Origin of the sequence: Lachnospira pectinoschiza (assembly GCF_020564355.1) — a bacterium.
In the GTDB taxonomy this organism is placed as follows: domain Bacteria; phylum Bacillota; class Clostridia; order Lachnospirales; family Lachnospiraceae; genus Lachnospira; species Lachnospira intestinalis.
In genome coordinates, this window is the sequence record NZ_JAJCRR010000007.1 from 145,354 (window position 1) to 161,295 (window position 15,942).

The 15,942-nt window shown below is 43.9% G+C and carries 18 protein-coding genes; 13 read left to right on the forward strand and 5 right to left on the reverse strand.

Features of this window, described 5'->3' with window-relative positions; genetic code table 11:
- The first annotated feature begins 27 nt into the window (after positions 1–27).
- On the forward strand, positions 28–519 hold the full coding sequence (locus LI288_RS13670) for a nitroreductase family protein (protein ID WP_227090978.1): 492 nt from the start codon (positions 28–30) through the stop codon (positions 517–519).
- Between the two features lie 39 nt (positions 520–558).
- On the forward strand, positions 559–957 hold the full coding sequence (locus LI288_RS13675; protein WP_227090980.1) for a C-GCAxxG-C-C family protein: 399 nt from the start codon (positions 559–561) through the stop codon (positions 955–957).
- Between the two features lie 88 nt (positions 958–1,045).
- Here LI288_RS13675 and LI288_RS13680 read toward each other — a convergent pair whose 3' ends face one another.
- Together LI288_RS13680 and LI288_RS13685 are read right to left on the reverse strand one after the other, a co-directional pair.
- On the reverse strand, positions 1,046–1,585 hold the full coding sequence (locus tag LI288_RS13680) for a ferritin family protein (RefSeq protein WP_022432405.1): 540 nt from the start codon (positions 1,583–1,585) through the stop codon (positions 1,046–1,048).
- A gap of 200 nt (positions 1,586–1,785) precedes the next feature.
- Positions 1,786–2,190, reverse strand: coding sequence for a Fur family transcriptional regulator (locus LI288_RS13685; RefSeq protein WP_022432404.1), 405 nt, complete (start codon positions 2,188–2,190; stop codon positions 1,786–1,788).
- 201 nt (positions 2,191–2,391) lie between these two features.
- Here LI288_RS13685 and LI288_RS13690 point away from each other — a divergent pair, with 201 nt between their 5' ends.
- Positions 2,392–3,420: a hypothetical protein gene (locus tag LI288_RS13690; RefSeq protein WP_227090982.1), complete on the forward strand. Its 1,029-nt coding sequence runs from the start codon at positions 2,392–2,394 to the stop codon at positions 3,418–3,420.
- Between the two features lie 113 nt (positions 3,421–3,533).
- On the opposite strand, the gene LI288_RS13695 is transcribed toward LI288_RS13690, so the two are convergent.
- From LI288_RS13695 to LI288_RS13705, 3 genes are all read right to left on the reverse strand, one after another.
- Positions 3,534–4,598 (reverse strand): undecaprenyldiphospho-muramoylpentapeptide beta-N-acetylglucosaminyltransferase, encoded by a 1,065-nt coding sequence (locus LI288_RS13695; protein ID WP_022432402.1) that lies wholly within the window; start codon positions 4,596–4,598, stop codon positions 3,534–3,536.
- A 159-nt stretch (positions 4,599–4,757) separates the two neighbouring features.
- The gene (locus LI288_RS13700; RefSeq protein ID WP_227090984.1) at positions 4,758–5,561 is read right to left on the reverse strand and encodes a radical SAM/SPASM domain-containing protein; all 804 of its coding nucleotides are present in this window, start codon (positions 5,559–5,561) and stop codon (positions 4,758–4,760) included.
- Positions 5,562–5,563: 2 nt separating this feature from the next.
- On the reverse strand, positions 5,564–5,809 hold the full coding sequence (locus tag LI288_RS13705) for a TIGR03905 family TSCPD domain-containing protein (protein WP_227091059.1): 246 nt from the start codon (positions 5,807–5,809) through the stop codon (positions 5,564–5,566).
- 259 nt (positions 5,810–6,068) lie between these two features.
- Between LI288_RS13705 and LI288_RS13710 the strand changes: the two genes are divergently transcribed.
- The 10 genes from LI288_RS13710 to LI288_RS13755 all read left to right on the forward strand — a co-directional run bounded on the left by LI288_RS13710 (position 6,069) and on the right by LI288_RS13755 (position 15,663).
- Positions 6,069–7,145: an immunoglobulin-like domain-containing protein gene (locus tag LI288_RS13710; RefSeq protein WP_022432399.1), complete on the forward strand. Its 1,077-nt coding sequence runs from the start codon at positions 6,069–6,071 to the stop codon at positions 7,143–7,145.
- Between the two features lie 30 nt (positions 7,146–7,175).
- Entirely contained in the window at positions 7,176–7,907 is a 732-nt protein-coding gene (locus tag LI288_RS13715) for an aspartate/glutamate racemase family protein (protein ID WP_227090986.1), read from the forward strand.
- A gap of 277 nt (positions 7,908–8,184) precedes the next feature.
- Positions 8,185–9,693: an amino acid adenylation domain-containing protein gene (locus tag LI288_RS13720; RefSeq protein ID WP_227090988.1), complete on the forward strand. Its 1,509-nt coding sequence runs from the start codon at positions 8,185–8,187 to the stop codon at positions 9,691–9,693.
- 7 nt (positions 9,694–9,700) lie between these two features.
- Positions 9,701–9,928, forward strand: a complete 228-nt coding sequence (locus LI288_RS13725) for an acyl carrier protein (RefSeq protein WP_022432396.1) — start codon at positions 9,701–9,703, stop codon at positions 9,926–9,928.
- Between the two features lie 2 nt (positions 9,929–9,930).
- Positions 9,931–11,523, forward strand: a complete 1,593-nt coding sequence (locus LI288_RS13730; protein ID WP_227090990.1) for an MBOAT family O-acyltransferase — start codon at positions 9,931–9,933, stop codon at positions 11,521–11,523.
- Positions 11,524–11,606: 83 nt separating this feature from the next.
- The gene (locus tag LI288_RS13735; protein WP_022432394.1) at positions 11,607–12,635 is read left to right on the forward strand and encodes a hypothetical protein; all 1,029 of its coding nucleotides are present in this window, start codon (positions 11,607–11,609) and stop codon (positions 12,633–12,635) included.
- Complete coding sequence (locus tag LI288_RS13740; protein ID WP_022432393.1) at positions 12,635–13,138, forward strand: hypothetical protein; 504 nt, start codon at positions 12,635–12,637, stop codon at positions 13,136–13,138. Before LI288_RS13735 ends, LI288_RS13740 begins: the two co-directional genes overlap by 1 nt.
- 13 nt (positions 13,139–13,151) lie before the next feature.
- Complete coding sequence (locus LI288_RS13745; protein ID WP_022432392.1) at positions 13,152–13,847, forward strand: 5'-methylthioadenosine/adenosylhomocysteine nucleosidase; 696 nt, start codon at positions 13,152–13,154, stop codon at positions 13,845–13,847.
- Between the two features lie 195 nt (positions 13,848–14,042).
- Positions 14,043–14,630, forward strand: coding sequence for a hypothetical protein (locus LI288_RS13750; protein WP_022432391.1), 588 nt, complete (start codon positions 14,043–14,045; stop codon positions 14,628–14,630).
- Between the two features lie 70 nt (positions 14,631–14,700).
- Positions 14,701–15,663, forward strand: coding sequence for a D-2-hydroxyacid dehydrogenase (locus LI288_RS13755; RefSeq protein WP_227090992.1), 963 nt, complete (start codon positions 14,701–14,703; stop codon positions 15,661–15,663).
- The last annotated feature ends 279 nt before the right edge of the window (positions 15,664–15,942 follow it).

Below are 15,942 nucleotides of genomic sequence, written 5' to 3' on the forward strand. Positions count from 1 at the left end.
GGCAGAGCCGTTTGGGAAAGGAGTAGCATGGCAAATTTATTTACACGGGTCAGTATCCGTAAATTTCAGGATAGAAAAATAGAAAAGAAAGATTTGGAATATATCCTGCGCGCGGCAATGGCGGCGCCGTCTGCGGGCAACCAGCAGCCGTGGGAGTTTTATGTCACGGACGATAAGATGCTTTTGCAGGAGCTTTCAAAGACAAGTCCATATGCAGGACTGCTTGCAGATGCACCGCAGGCAATTATCACGGCATACCGGAAAGATTGTAAAATACCGGAATATGCGCAGATTGATATGAGTATCGCCATGGAAAATATGTGGCTTGCGACTGATGAAATCGGACTGGGCGGCGTGTGGATCGGCATTGCGCCGGTTAAAGAGCGTATGCAGGCGGTAGAAGCAATTTTAAAACTGCCGGAAGACCAAAGTGCGTTTGGCATTTTTGCACTGGGATATCCGGCAGAAGAAAAGAAGCAGGAAGACCGGTATGACAGTGCAAGGGTACATTTTGTATAAAAAACAGACAGATTAAGTTGTCAGAAAGAAAGGATTCGTATGAATAAACACGTTGAAAAAGCAATGGAACTTAGAAATGAAACACCGATGGTTAATAACTGTGCGCAGACGATTATGCGGGTTTACGCCGATGAACTGGGGATTGACGAAAATCTCTGTGCGGCGATTGGCTGTAATTTTGGTGGCGGCATGAAATGCGGCGGTACATGCGGTGCAATTACGGCAGGACTTATGGTGCTTGGCGCAAAGGGCGTTGATTCGCCTATGGCAGTCCAGCAATTCAGAAAAGGAATCGCAGAGAAACACGACGGCATGACAGATTGTGCGGATTTGTTAAGAGCCAATGCACAAAAAGGCGGGGATAAAAAGACCCACTGTGATAAAATGATTCAGGAAGCGATTGAACTGGCAGATAAGCTGATAGATGAAAAGCAGTAAAAAAGTAAAATGCAAAAAAGGATAGACAGTCCAACGGCTATCTATCCTTAAAAATTCTTATTTTAAGCTGTTTCCGGCAAACTCTTAATTAACCGAAGTATCTTTTTAAAAGACCCTCAAAAGCCTTTCCGTGTCTAGCTTCATCGCGTGCCATTTCATGCACGGTATCGTGGATAGCATCCAGATTTGCAGCCTTAGCACGCTTTGCTAAATCAGTCTTACCGGCAGTTGCGCCGTTTTCAGCTTCAACTCTCATTTCAAGGTTCTTCTTTGTGCTGTCTGTTACAACTTCACCAAGCAGTTCTGCGAATTTTGCAGCGTGTTCAGCTTCTTCATAAGCAGCCTTTTCATAGTACATACCGATTTCAGGATAGCCTTCTCTGTGAGCAACTCTTGCCATAGCAAGGTACATGCCGACTTCTGAACATTCACCTTCAAAGTTTGCTCTTAAATCAGCTAAGATGTCTTCGCTGACACCCTGTGCAACACCAACAACGTGTTCGGCAGCCCATGTCTTTTCGCCGGACTGGGCAACAAACTTGTCAGCGCCTGCATGACAGACCGGACATTCAGCCGGTGCAGCTTCTCCTTCATAAACGTAACCACAAATAGAACATACAAATTTCATAGCTTTAATCTCCTTTGCTTTTTTATTTTTAAAATAGTAATCATTATTGTTTTGCTGTGACTATAATATATCATGCGCCAAGTCATTTGTCAATAGAAAATAATAATAATTCCTATTTTTAATTCCTGCTTATAGTATGCCCGGTTTTTCGGGACATCATTAAAGCTTATTTGATATTTTATCAAAAATTTTAAAAGCGTTTACTGCTCGTTTTTATGTGCGCAGGAAGGGCATTTTCCGTAAAAGAAAGTGACGTTGCCCTCAATCTGTCCGTCGAAATTGCTGGCGGCGGCAGTACAGAACTGTCTGCTTTCTTCTGAACCGTCAAAATCCAGATCAATTACTGCACCACATTCTGTACATTGAAAATGATAATGCGGCATGACATTTCCGTCAAAGTGGACAGAGCCGTCTTCACAAGGAACTTTGACTGCCTGACCGTTATCAACCAGAAAAGAAAGATTGCGGTAAACTGTTCCAAGGCTGATATTCGGAAAAGCCTTTAAAACATGTTCATATACAACCTCAGCAGTCGGGTGGTCCTTGCGGGACATTAAAAAATTCTTAATCGCCTCACGCTGTCTGCTATATTTAACCGTAGCCATAAATCCTCCTTGTTTTACAAAATTCTAGTAACTATTCCTATTATTAGTCTAGTGCATTTTTATGGGAAAGTCAAGTGACATTTGAACAGGAAAAAACGACAGTTCACGGATTATGTGTTGTTTTTTGGCAAGGTTGCGATATATTTAAGAAAATAAAAGAGAGTGTATCAGACACTTTATCAAAGAAATGGGGCGAGGGTAATGAAAAAAGAAATGATAAAGCGGGCAGGTGCGGGCATATTATCCGGGGTAATTTTAGCAGCGGCATTATCGTGCAGTCTGAGCGGGTGTAACACCGTACAAAATCAAACCGAACACCAAACAGAGCAAAAAACAGAACAAGAAGTGTCACAGGCGGCGCAGGGAGAAAATCAGGTTTCCGGCATCGAATTCAGACTACAATATCCGCAGGCAATGTGGCAGGGATTGAATCTGACATATGCCGATTATGGAAATGAGGAAGAATTTGAAAGAAAATTTCATAATGCGGTGCAGAAAATTACCGGGCTGACAGGAAATGCGGACTGGTATACAAAATACAATCCGAAGGCGGTTTATATCCGTGTTCTTATAAAAATAGCGGATATGAGTTACCGGAGCATAGGTGGACAATGTGATTTGCCGATAGTGGATGCGGCGGACGGGCTGTTTACGACCGTTTATATGGATAAAGATATGCAGGAGGCAGGTCAGCCGACCCTTGAACATGAACTGACACATATGATATGCGGCGAAACATTTTCAAACAGCCTTATGGACGGACTGGCAGAATACTGTGAACGGCAGGTTACGGGAAAAAGCAACAGCACTTTCAGCGTATATCCGGCAGATGATTTGTTAAAGGTTATAGAAAAGTATAACGCGGCAGAGGAGGAAGCGGGTGTGACAGGAAAGATTTCCCTAGAGGAAATCATGGACAAAATCGGAGCAGGCGAGAAAGAATATCCGTATAAAGATGTGAGTAAAGAGGCAAATCATCTGTGGTACATTTACAGTGAGTCTTTTGTGACGTGGCTCATAAACACATACGGTATGGAAAAAGTTATGGATTTATACAATAACGGACAATCCGAAGAAGATTATGAAAAACTTGAGACAGGCGGTTATGCGGCGGTGAAGGAAAAATGGAAAACGTATCTTTCAGAGTATGAGCAGCAAAATAGCACAGAGGATATTTTAGCGGAGCAGGAAGTCATTGCACAGCAGATAAAGGAAATCAAACTGCGTTGACGGCAAAGCTGTTTAAACCGTCAAAAATAAAATTTAAAATAAAAACAGAGTGTGATAAAAGCGGCAGTTCCGCAATCCAATTGTCACACTCTGTTTTATATAGTTTTATAAAATTACTTGGAATTTGCCGTAATCAGTTCCATGATTTTGCCGATAGCGTCATTCTGCTCGCTTAAAGCCATGTTATTGACATAAGTCATGCGCTTCTGATACAGGTCGCGCACGGCCGCAAGCAGTGTTTCCGGTGTAATGTCTTCTTCCATTAAAACAGCGGAGTAGCCGTGTTTTTTAAAGGAGTTGGCATTTAAAATCTGGTCGCCGCGGCTTGCATTGGCAGAAAGCGGAATCAAAAGATTCGGCTTCTTTAAGGCAAGCAGTTCGCAGATTGCATTGGCACCGGCACGCGAAATGACAATATCGCTCATTGCAAATAAATCGCGCATTTCCTTGCTGATATATTCAAACTGGACATAGCCTTCTTTATTTTCAAAGCTTTTATCGGTTTTGCCCTTGCCGCACAGATGAACCACCTGGAAATCCTTTAACAGCTCCGGTAAAATGGCACGCACGGCATTGTTGACCTTTACGGCGCCGGTGCTTCCGCCGACAACAAGAATAACCGGTTTTTCTGTGTTAAAATGACACAGATTCAGTCCGGCAAGTTTATTGCCCTGTAACAGTTCCTTCCGGATAGGAGAACCGGTAAGCACAGCTTTCTGCTGTGGGAGATACTGAACCGTTTCCGGGAAATTACAGCAAATTTTCGTTGCGGAACGCATGGCAATTTTATTGGCAAGTCCCGGTGTCATATCAGATTCGTGGATAATAACCGGAATCCGCTTATGTCCTGCCGCTAAAACAACCGGCACGGATACAAAACCGCCTTTGGAAAAGACGATATCCGGCTTGATTTTGCGCATCAGCGTCCTTGCCTGAAAATACCCTTTGAGAACGCGGAACGGGTCGGAAAGGTTTTTAAGGCTTTTGTAGCGTCTTAATTTTCCGGAAGAAATGCCGTAATACGGGATTTCAAGGTCTTCAATCAGCTGTTTTTCAATGCCGGTATAAGAACCGATGTAAAAAACTTCATATCCGGCTTCCTTTAAGCTCGGAAGCAGTGCAATATTCGGTGTAACGTGTCCGGCAGTACCGCCGCCGGTAAGTACAATCCGTTTCATAATAATCCTCATTTCTGAGCAGCTTGTTGTAAAGAGGCGATGAGAAATTTGCGAAAGCGGTTTTTCATCTGCCATCATAGCTATTTGTTTTTGCTCATAAACAATATAGCCAACGTCAAGCTACGCTTGCCGTGTAAAAAATAAATAATCCGTTAAATACTACATTTTATGGGAAAAACGTTCTTTAAAGCTGCAATGCTGGCACAGTGGTTCAACGGCACGTTTGGCACGGAAGCCTTCTATAAAACGCACACTCCGTTCCCCGGCAAGAATGTCCTTTAGCGGTGTTGTAAAAATATTGCCGAGCGCCATGGCGGCATTGCCGTCTAAGCAGCACGGAACGACCGTTCCGTCACTTAAAACCGCCATATGCTGGCGCAGTCCCTGACAAAAGCCCCTGTCGTTGCAGTACGCATTATCAAGTGCAGGCCATTCAAAAGGTGACTGCACATTGACGTACAAATGTCGTTTAATTACGCAGTTTTTTTCTCCGAACAGTGTTGGAACACCGGTGGTATTCCACAGCCGCAGGGAAATCTCAGTATCCGTCTGTGCAAGCAGTGTTTCACAGGAGGCAAATAACTGCGCAATGTAAGTATCCATGTCAATGCAGTCATTGTCGTCTGCGCTGTGCAGGGAAACATTCATCTGGTGGGGAGGCTGTGCAAGCAGTAAGGGAAGTTTTTGCGCAAGCAGTGTCCCGTTTGTTGTAAGATTTACGGTTACACCTGCCCTGCGGCACAGCGCAAGAATTTCATCAAGCTGCGGATGCAGCAGCGGTTCGCCCTTTACATGCAGATAAATGTAGTTGGTGTACGGACGGATCTGCTGTAAGGTATGTGCAAATTCATCGACAGACATAAAATGCGGACTGCGCAGGGTTTCCTGACAAAAAGAACATTTTAAATTACAGGAACTGGTGATTTCTATATAAATGCGCTTAAAACGCGCCACATTTCCCATAATTAATTCTGAGCCTTATACTGCTTTAAAGCCGTTGCAAGCTGGTCCGGGCAGGAAGTAGACTTAAATCCGCAGCGGATACCTTCCATACGGCGGATGGCTTCATCAATATCCATGCCTTCTACTAAAGCAGCAACACCCTGTGTATTGCCGGAGCAGCCGCCCTCAAAAGCTACATTGGTTACTTTATTATCAACAACATCAAAATGAATGGCGCGTGAACAGACGCCCTGTGTTTTATAATTCATCATTTTCTCTCCTTTGTTTTTTGCATTGTCATGGTATCATAAAATGAAGCGGGATACAAGAAAATTTATCTAAACAAAGGATAATTGTGCCATGATGTCCGGTAAGGAATCAACAGGATAAAGTTGCAAATTACGAGTGGTATGGGTATAATTATTAATATGCGGTAAAAGCCGCACAATGAAGAAAAATTTGTATAAAATGCTATGAGTGTCAAATCTACATTTTCCGCTCATAGAAGGATTGAAAACGGAGTAGCAAATGGCACGGAAAAAGAAGAAAAAACGACGCCTGAAAAAGGGGGCTGCACTCGTTTTAAAATGGTCCATTGCAATGATTATCATAGGAACTGCCGCATTTTTTCTGATGAATATGGTATATAACCGGGGCATTTATGTAAAGACACACCCGCTGGTACTCGATATGGAAGAAGATGTATCGGCAGAGGATTTTATTGAAACGTATGATGACACAGAGGTGTTGGTCACTTTTGTAGATATGCCGGTGCATCAGATTGGAAAGCAGACGGTTGAGTTTGTAGTGGAAAATAAAAAGGGAAGAAGTAAAAAATATACACAGACACTCGAATGGGTGCATAAAGATAAAACAGCGCCGCAGATTAACGGTGTACATAACATCACAGTGACCATCGGGGATACTGTTTCATATCTGGACGGGGTCAGTGCCGTGGATGATGTGGACGGACCGGTGAATGTAACGGTTGAAAAGGTGTCTGTCAATACAAGACAGACGGGAACGTACCCTATCGCTTATCTGGCAACAGACAGTGCGGGCAATCTGGCAAAGGTCAATGCAAGCGTAACCGTGGTGGAACGCGCACAGGACTGGCAGGAGGCATATGCGCTGGTTGACAGTGTACTGGCAAAGATTACAACACCGCAGATGTCACTCGGACAAAAGGCAAAAGCCATTTTTGATTATGCGCATAACAATATTACGTATGCGGGCGTGCGCCTTGCAGATGACTGGGATGCGGAATGGTATGCAGGACTTCAGAATATTGAGCAGAACGGCACGACAGGCGGCGACTGCTATACGTATTATGCTGTTGCAAATGTGCTGTTACAGCGTGCCGGAGCGGAAACCATGCGTGTGGAGCGGCAGAACGCAGGGGACGGCAGCCACCACTACTGGATTTTGTGTAATGTTGGGACAGGCTGGTATCATTTTGATGCCACACAGATTTCCAACGGATTTACGTGTTTTATGCTGACGGATAAGCAGGTGCGCGACTTTACACAGATAAAGCCGAATTTCTATGATTTTGCCGCAGACCGGTATCCTGCAACACCGCAGACGGAATTTGTCCTGCAATAAGCAATCCGTTTATTATGGAAGGAAAAGAAAATGAAGACACTGGGAATTTTAGGCGGAATGGGACCGATGGCGACTGCCTGTTTTATGGAACGGATAACCGCAATGACAGCGGCAGATACCGACCAGGAGCAGATACCGGTGATTGTATACAGCAATACACAGATTCCTGACAGAAGTGCGTATCTTTTAGACAGACCGCAGGCGGAAAATCCTTTGACGGCATTACGGCAGACGGCGCATTTTTTAGACGGTGCATGTGATTATATTGCAATGCCGTGTGTGACAGCACATGCGTTTTATACGCAGATACAACAGGAACTTTCCCATGCCGTGCTTTTCAATATGGTTGAACTGACGGTGCAGTCCTTAAAGGCACAGAACATAAAAAAAGCGGGACTGCTGGCAACGGACGGCACGATTGCAGGCGGTGTATTTAAAGAAAGTTTAAAAAATGCAGGAATCGAGAGTGTTCTGCCGGGTGCGCTGTCACAAAAAAGCCTTATGGCGCTGATTTACCGGATAAAAGCGGGAAAAGAGCCGGATATGGCGGCGTTTAACCGCATTTTACAGGAACTCGTATCCGGCGGCGCAGAAAGAATCGTACTTGGCTGTACGGAAATTTCCATTTTAAATTTAAAAGAAAAATGTCCGTGTGCCGTACCGTATACAGACTGTATGGAACTGCTGGCGGAGGCGGCGGTGGCAGCGTGCGGCGGACAAGTCGCTCAGAAATGGAGGCAAATGCGAAAATCCATAAATTAAAGATTTTCGCACATCAAGCGTAGCTTGATGTTTCACTTTGTGCCGCAGGCGTCACAAAGTCGTTTTATCGCAGAGCCAAATAAGATTTGGCTCGCGATTCTTCCAGCATTAAAATGCCTGCGGAATGAGGAAAATGCGAAAAATATGCTTGAGAGCATATTTTCACACGGAGATTTGTTTCTGAGCGAAAACAAATCTCTCTGATTGCAGATGAGAAATCGCCTGCGCGAATTTCTCATCGCAGCTTCGCGACAAAGTCGCTTAGGAATGAGGTAGTATGAGAAATGTATTAGAATATCTGGAAGCGGCATATCTGAAAGCACCGGAAAAGACGGCATATGCCAGTGAAACGGACAGCCTTACGTTCCGGCAGGTTTATATGCAGGCGCGGTCTGTCGGAACAGTGCTTTTAAAAGATGGATTGTATAAAAAGCCGGTGGTGGTTTTTATGGAAAAAAGCCCGCAGACGATTACTGCATTTTTAGGTGTGGTTTATGCGGGGTGCTATTATGTGCCGGTTGATGAGGAAATGCCGTCTTACAGAATGGAACTGATTTTTAAGACACTTTCGCCGCAGGCGGTAATCTGCGATAAAGCAACAACAGATAGGCTTTACAAAATGGGCTATCAGGGACAAGTATATTTATATGAGCAGATATCAGCTACACCGCAGGATACGAAAGCACTGTCGGCAGTCCGTGAAAAAAGCATTGATACCGATGCACTGTATATTGTATTCACATCGGGTTCAACAGGCATCCCAAAAGGTGTTGTAGCCTGCCACCGTTCAGTCATTGATTATATTGAAAATCTTTCAGCAGTGTTGCAGGTATCGGAGGATACCGTGTTTGGCAATCAGGCACCGCTGTATGTCGATGCCTGTTTAAAGGAAATATATCCGACCTTAAAATTTGCGGCAACGGCATACCTGATACCAAAGCAGTTATTTATGTTTCCGGTGAAGCTTGTTGAATTTATCAATGCTCATCAGATTAATACCATCTGCTGGGTTGTTCCGGCACTGACGATGATATCGGGACTGGGCGCATTTGAAAAAGCAGTGCCGTCATCTTTAAAGACGATTGCATTCGGCAGTGAAGTGTTTCCGGCAAGACAGCTTGCACTCTGGAGAAAATATGTCCCCAATGCACGGTACATCAATCTGTACGGACCGACGGAAGCAACCGGAATGTCCTGCTACTATGTTGTGGACAGGGAATTTAAGGAAGACGAAGTGATTCCGATTGGCAGACCGTTTCCCAATACCGGCATTCTGCTTTTAAATGAAGATGGAAAAGAAGTAACGCAGGGAGAAAAGGGCGAAATCTGTATCCGTGGAACGGCGGTGACCATGGGATATTACCGCCAGCCGGAAAAGACTGCCGGGAATTTTGTGCAGAATCCGCTCAATAAGGACTATCCGGAGATTATTTATAAGACCGGAGATTTGGGTTATTATAATGACCGCGGAGAATTAATGTTTGCTTCCCGTAAGGATTATCAGATTAAACATATGGGACATCGTATTGAACTTGGTGAAATTGAAGGCAGTGTAAACTGCATGGAAAAAATCGCAGGCGGCTGTTGTATTTATGATGAGGAAAAGAAAAAAATTGTATTATTTTATGCGGGAGAAGTACAGCCGGCAGAGGTGCTTGCCTTTTTAAAGGAGCGTCTTCCACGCTACATGGTGCCGGGCGTTTTACGACAGGTGGATAGATTGCCGCTGACCTTAAACGGCAAAGTCGACCGCATGAAATTAAAAGAGATGTATGCTGGAGAATAGAAGAAATATGGAACAATTAATTGAAATTTTAAAAGAACTGCACCCGGATGTGGATTATGAAAACTGTACCACATTGATTACGGATAAGATTTTGGATTCGTTTGACATGATTACGATTATCGCCGAGGTGCATAACCGGTTTGATGTTGTCATTCCGGCAGATGAATTAGGACCGGAAAACTTTAATTCGGCACGGGCGCTGTATGCGCTGATTACACGTTTAGAGGATGAATAACCATGCTTTTTACATCATTTGAATTTGTGGCATTTCTAGCGTGTGTGCTGGTGCTGTATTATCTGATTCCGGTGCGGTTTCAGTGGATTTTACTGCTTGTTGCAAATGTATTTTTTTACGCATGTTCCGGGCTTTATGGGCTGCTGTTTATGGGAGTTACGATTGTGACCTCATATGCCGCCGCCCGTATCATGTCTGCGGTGCAGTACCACATGGATGACACGGTAAAGGCACACAAAGAAGTCTGGTCAAAGCAGGAGCGCAAAGCGTACAAACAGCAGATAAAGCGTAAAAAGCGCATGATTTTTATAGGTTGTCTTCTTGTGAATCTTGGAATTCTTGCGGTTTTAAAATATACGAATTTTGCGATTGCCAATGTAAACGGCATTGCGGCGCTGTTTACCGGTAGACACTCCATTGCCCGTGTGAATCTGGTACTGCCGCTTGGCATTTCCTTTTATACGTTTCAGACAATGGGATATGTGATTGACGTTTACCGCGGTAAGGCCGAAGCAGAAAAAAATATTTTTAAAATGGCGCTGTTTACGTCCTTTTTTCCGCAGCTGATACAGGGACCTATCAGTCGTTTCGGCGAACTGTCACAGACATTGTATGCGCCGCACCGGTTTGATTTCAGGACGGTGTGGTTCGGGCTGGAGCGTGTGCTGTGGGGCTATTTTAAAAAGCTGGTCATCGCAGACCGTATCGTGGTGGCGGTCAATGCCATTGTGGGACAGCCGGATATTTACAGCGGATTCTACGTATTTTGCGGCATGCTTTTTTATGCGGCAGAATTATATGCCGACTTTACCGGTGGCATTGATATTACAATCGGTATTGCGCAGATGTTTGGCATACAGCTTGCCGAAAACTTTGAACGACCGTATTTTTCAAAAAATATTGCGGAATACTGGCGCAGATGGCACATTACCATGGGAACGTGGTTTAAGGATTATCTGTTTTATCCGCTGTCTGCGTCCATGCCGGTGCTGTCGATGTCTACATTCTGCCGGAGACATTTCGGCGCGGCGGCAGGCAGGCGGATTCCGGTGTATTTTGTAACACTGGTGGTATGGTTTGCCACGGGAATCTGGCACGGTGCAAGCTGGAATTTCATTGTGTGGGGGCTGTTAAATGCCGTAGTCATTCTGCTTTCACAGGAATGTCGTCCGCTTTATGAAAAATTTCACGCACATTTTCCTGGCATACAAAAAAAATATGCCTACCGTATTTTTCAGGTGGTGCGCACGGTGCTTTTGATGTCCTCACTGCGTATGCTGGACTGTTATCGGAATGTCGGGCTGACTTTTAAAATGTTTGGGACGATGTTTACGGACTGGAATATGACAGCGGCGATGAAGGGACTGTTACAGCTCGGTCTGACAGCGGCGGATTATGCGGTTGTGGCAGTGGCAGTTGTTCTGGTGCTGTGTGTCAGCTTAAAACAGCGGAGAGGCAGTATCCGGGAGCGGCTTTATGAAAGAACAGCGGCAGTGCAGTATCTTGTCGTTTTTGCGCTTTTATTTGCCATTTTAATTTTCGGCGCGTACGGAATCGGGTACGATGCGAATCAGTTCATATATAACCAGTTTTAAAAAATGTTTGTACATAAAGAGGTTTGGGAAGACACGGCGGTTTCATGCTTTAAACCGTGTATTATAATGAAGAAAGGACAGAAATGGTACGTAGTAAAATAAAAACTTTAGGCATTGTGGCAGTTCTTATGGTGCTTTCTGTCCTTGCCCTGTACTTTGCCCAGGCACTGCTCATGCCAAAGTATATGTCAAATGTAAAGGAAGGCGCACTCATTGCCGAGTATTATAAAGCACCGAAAAACAATGATGTCATATTTATCGGGGACTGTGAGGTTTATGAAAATATTTCTCCGGTTACACTCTGGCAGGAATACGGCATTACAAGCTATATCCGCGGCAGCGCGCAGCAGCTGATCTGGCAGTCGTATTATTTATTGGAAGAAACCCTGCGGTATGAAACACCAAAGGCGGTCGTGTTTAACGTGCTGTCCATGAAGTACAATGAACCGCAGAATGAAGCGTATAACCGCATGACCTTAGACGGCATGAAGTGGTCGGACAGCAAGGCGGCATCCATACGGGCTTCCATGACAGAAAAAGAAAGTTTTATAAGCTATGTATTTCCACTGCTTCGGTTTCATTCGCGGTGGAGTGCATTGACAAAAGAAGATTTCCGGTATATGTTTTCAAAAGATATGGTTTCGTATAACGGATATTTATTGCAGACGGAGAGAAAGGGTGTGACGACACAGCCGAGAAAGACGCCGCTTGCCGATTATTCGTTTGGTGAAAATGCGTGGGACTATCTGGATAAAATCACGCAGCTTTGCAAGGAAAAAAATATCCGTCTGGTGCTGATGAAAGCACCGACAATTTATCCGGTGTGGTATGATGAATGGGAAGAACAGATCAAAGATTATGCCGCGCAGAAGGATTTGCCGTATTACAATTTTCTGGAGTCCATTCAGGAATCCGGGATTGATTTGACAACCGATACTTATGATGCGGGACTGCACTTAAATGTGTGGGGAGCGGAAAAGCTTTCCCGCTATTTCGGACAGATTCTGCGGACAGAATGTGATCTGCCTGATCACAGGCAGGACAGTGCGGTTTTATCCTACTGGCAGGAAATGGAAGAACGATATGAAGCAGAGAAAGGAACAGCAGATTGATGAAAAAATTTTGGATAACGGCGCTGTGTATTGCAGTGACCGTAATTTCACTTGCAGGCTGCGGCACAGCATCCGGCAGCAGTGCAAAAAATCAGCAGAGCGGTTACATTTTTACCACAGGTGACCAGCAGATTTATATTAATGAAGATGCCCAGACGGTAACAGATGCACTTGGAGCACCGTCCGGCGGCACATATGAGGCATTAAGCTGTGCATTCGAAGGAAAAGATACATTTTACTATTATGACGGCTTTACCTTACAGACGTATGAAAAAGACGGCAAAAAGTATATCTATACAATTACGCTCGAAGATGATACAGTAAATACGGCAGAAGGTATTAAAATCGGTGACAGCTTTGCGGCAGTGACAAAGGCATACGGCACGGATTACGTTGCAGCAGGCAACACCTATGCGTATTCTAAGGATAAAATGACCCTGACATTTGTCATGAATAACGATAAAGTCAGCACGATTTCATATTCACTGCTGACAAGTAAATAAAAAGGAGAATATTATGATAGGAATTATCGGAGCAATGGATGAAGAAGTGGAACAGATTGTAGCAGTCATGGACATTGAACGCGAGGAAACAAAGGCGCAGATGACATTTAAAGCCGGAAAGCTTGCCGGAAAAGATGTTGTCATTGTAAGAAGTGGTATCGGTAAGGTCAATGCGGCGGTCTGCACACAGATTTTAGTGGACGATTTCGGCGTGGATTATGTGATTAATACAGGCATTGCCGGTTCTTTAAAAAATGAAATTAACATTGCAGACATTGTTATTTCGGATGATGTACTGCATCACGATATGGATGCAACAGGCTTTGGCTATGCACCCGGTCAGATTCCGAGAATGGATACGCTCTCATTTAAGGCCGATGCAAAACTGATTGAGCTGGCAAAGGAAAGCTGTGCAAAGGTTGTGCCGCAGATTGGCGTGCATGTGGGCAGAGTTGTCAGCGGCGATCAGTTTATTTCAGACAAGGCGGTAAAGGAAAGAATCAGTGCCAATTTTGACGGTTACTGCACGGAAATGGAGGGCGCAGCGATTGCACAGGCTGCATATTTAAACGGTGTGCCGTTTGTCATCTTACGTGCAATTTCCGATAAGGCAGATGACAGCGCGACCATGGATTATCCGACATTTGAAAAACAGGCAATCCACAACTCTGTTCTTTTATTAAAGGAACTTGTTTCCCGCATTGCCTAGTCGCAAAAGCTTAAAATAAGACGAATATCCCCGATATTTGACGAACGATTTATCGCAGAAATGCTTTTCAATTTAGCATTTCTGCGATATTATTATGTTACGTAATTGAAAGGCAGTATGGCTTATGGGAAAGGAGTGTAAACAAGCCTTAAATGAAAGCTTGTTTGCAACAAGTTGTTCAGAAATGGGGGAAGTATGAAAATAATAGTAGTGTTGATGGCAGTGGTGTTTATGGCGGGGATGGCTATCTGGCTGTTTTTATTTAAAAATTGCTATGAGATGATACAGGATATCCGCAGCGGAACAAGAAAAGTGCCGGTGATCCGCAAGGCAGTCGACAAGTATGATGACTGCTGTAAGCTGGAGATTGCGGTGAATAACACCGAAGTTTTTGTGGAAAAGATTATCGAAAATGAGAAAATTTGTGGACTGCGCATGAAAGCATGGCAGCGGATTGCGGGAATGGTCAAATATGGGATTGCTTTACTGGGAATATTTTCGGCGGTTCTTTTTAAGGGAAATACAGATGAAGTCTATATCTGTGCGGCGGTCGCGGCGATGTGCTGTGTGTCCCTGCATTTTATGGACTGTATGGCAGATGTGGACGGCTATTTAAAGGATACGGTCGTGGAACTGGTGGATTATCTGGAAAACAGTGGCGCCGTGCGCAGTGAAGCGGGAAAAGTGATGGCTGCAAAATTAAAAGGGAAAGCCGCCAGTGAGTTTATGAAAATGAACAGAAGATATGATAAAATCTGTGCGGCAAAAGGACATTTTTCTTGAAAAAACAACGTCAAATGTTATAATTTGATTAATAAAAGAACTGTACAAACAGACGAAAGGAGTTTTGACAATGAAGATACTGATACTGGATTCAATTACTTTGGGAGATGACATTTCACTGGATAAGTTAAAGGAACTCGGCGAAGTGATTACATATCCGCAAAGCAGCAGGGAAGAAGCAAAACAGCGGATTACAGAACACAATCCGGAAGTCATTATTACCAATAAAGTTGTGATTGACGAAGCGGTATTATCCGGTGCACCGGCGGTAAAAATGATTGCAGAAACCGCCACAGGCTATAACAACATTGACCTTGCCTATGCAAAGGCACATGGCATAACGGTTGCCAATGTTGCGGGATATTCCACACAGTCTGTCATTCAGCATACCTTTGCGCTGTGTTTCTATCTGCTTGAAAAGTTGAGCTATTATGATAACTATGTAAAATCCGGTGCATATATTAACAGTCCGTGTTTTACGCATTTTGATGCAAAATTCCATGAACTTGCAGGCAAGACATGGGGCATTATCGGACTCGGTGCTATCGGCAGGGGTGTGGCAAAAATTGCAGAAAGCTTTGGCTGCAAGGTGATTTATTATTCAGCAAGCGGACATACTTATGATGTACCGTATGAGCGTGTTGAATTTGATGAAATTTTAGCGCAGTCAGACATTTTATCCATTCATGCACCGCTGAATCAGAATACGGAAAATCTGATGAATAAGGCGGCATTTGAGAAGATGAAAAACAGCGCCATTTTAATTAATGTCGGACGTGGTCCGATTGTAAATGATGCGGATCTGGTAGCCGCTTTGAATGAAAATCAGATTGCGGCAGCAGGACTGGATGTGCTGACAAAAGAACCGGTTGAAGCAGACAATCCGCTCAATTCCGTAAAAGACAGTACAAAACTCATTGTAACGCCGCACATTGCCTGGGCAACCGTAGAAGCCCGTACAAGACTGATGGATGAGGTCTATGAAAATGTTAAGGCATTTACGGAAGGCAAGGCACGCAATGTTGTCGGATAAATTTTAATTGTTAAATGGAAAACGGCTGTTCACCCGGATTGCAGGAGTGGACAGCCGTATATATAAAAATGAATACGGATTGACTTCCTCATCGCAGTCCGTTCTTTTTTATATTGCAAATAAAATAAAAGGATGCTATCTTATTAATAGAATATATTCTAAAACTAAGTTTTAAAGCATGATTTTTATAAATCAGTATGTCTTTAAAATCTAAAATTTTCAGTTGAATGTGTATTTAATATTCAGACTGAAATTTCTATTGGCATTTTCTGAGGATTT